Genomic DNA, 1,136 nt, shown 5'->3' with positions numbered 1-1,136 from the left:
GGAGCTCTGCACCTCCGGCCCGTGCCAGGCCAGCGAGATCCCGACGAGCAGGGCCCCACCGCCCAGCAGGACGAGCGCCCCGGCCGCGCCGGAGCGCAGTGCCAGCGCGTACCGGGGGCGGGCCAGGGCCCGGCGTACGCTCCCCGGCACCCACCCCGGCAGGGGGCCCGTCGGCTTGCCCTTGGCCGCCCACACCCCGCCGGCGGCGGCGAGCACGGCCACCAGCGGCACGTGCCAGGCGGCGCTGAGCGGGTCCGCCGGCATCGGCCCGCCGGCCGCGTACACGGTGGCGAGCGCACCGACCGTCAGGTAACCGCAGGTCACGGCGGAGAAGACGGCGCCGGCCCGGCAGCACCTCGTCCCCCTCGGCCCCGGCGGCGTCCCCCGAGGCACTGCCCAGCCGGGCCGCGCGCCGCATGAGCAGCACGGGCAGCGCCACCAGCAGCAGCGGGACCAGGCCGACGGGTGCGGGCACCCCGGAGAGGGTCTCGTAGCGGACGAGTTCGGTGCCGTGGGCCATCAGCCACAGCCCGGCGGCGAGGTGCAGCGCGCCGCCGGGTCCGCTGTCGGGGTAGGGGGAACTGATCCACAGCACGATCACGAGCACGGCGAGGAAGCCGAGCCCCAGTCCGGCGGCCACGGCGCCGCCCAGCACGCAGGCGGCGGCCGCCGGTGAACGGCGCCGCGCGGCGGCGGCCCGTGGGGCCTCCTGCAACGGCGTCCCGCGTTCGGTCAATTGGGTCACGTGGCCATGGTGCCTTCGACACGCGCTATGTCCTGGTAACGGCTGATTGTCCGTTGTGTCGTTCAAGATACGTTTATGTACTTTATTGCCCAGATCAGCCGTGTCGCGGGGAGAGTGGCATGACACAAGACGTCGAAGCGTCCTCCGGTTCGGAGCTGGGCCTCCCGTCCCCCAAGGAGCGCAGGTGGCTGCGCGAGTCGGGCGGGCTGACGTACGAGGAGGTCGCGGCGGAGGTCGGCGTGACCGCGACCACCGTCCGCTCCTGGGAGTGCGGCCGCACCGAGCCCCGCGGGCGCACGCGCGAGGCGTACGCGGCGCTCCTGGACCGGCTCGCGGTCGCCGGGTCCGCCGCGCCGGTACGGCCGGTGGCCGCGGGCCCGCCCACCCACCG

At 75.7% G+C, this 1,136-nt stretch carries 2 protein-coding genes and 1 pseudogene; 1 reads left to right on the top strand and 2 read right to left on the bottom strand.

Annotated elements, in window-relative coordinates:
* Positions 1 to 324: DUF6350 family protein (locus tag SSNG_RS44905; RefSeq protein WP_277752152.1), on the bottom strand; the 324-nt coding region annotated here is incomplete at its 3' end.
* 121 nt (positions 325 to 445) lie between these two features.
* Positions 446 to 595: pseudogene (locus SSNG_RS44900) on the bottom strand (hypothetical protein); the annotation flags it as partial.
* A 269-nt stretch (positions 596 to 864) separates the two neighbouring features.
* Between SSNG_RS44900 and SSNG_RS21510 the strand changes: the two are divergent.
* Positions 865 to 1,136 (top strand): helix-turn-helix transcriptional regulator (locus tag SSNG_RS21510; RefSeq protein WP_042801597.1); only part of this gene is annotated, 272 nt, incomplete at its 3' end.

This window comes from Streptomyces sp. C (assembly GCF_000158895.1).
Taxonomy (GTDB): domain Bacteria; phylum Actinomycetota; class Actinomycetes; order Streptomycetales; family Streptomycetaceae; genus Streptomyces; species Streptomyces racemochromogenes.
The sequence above is the reverse complement of the archived record's forward strand: the minus strand, read 5'-3'. Positions and strand labels throughout refer to the sequence as shown.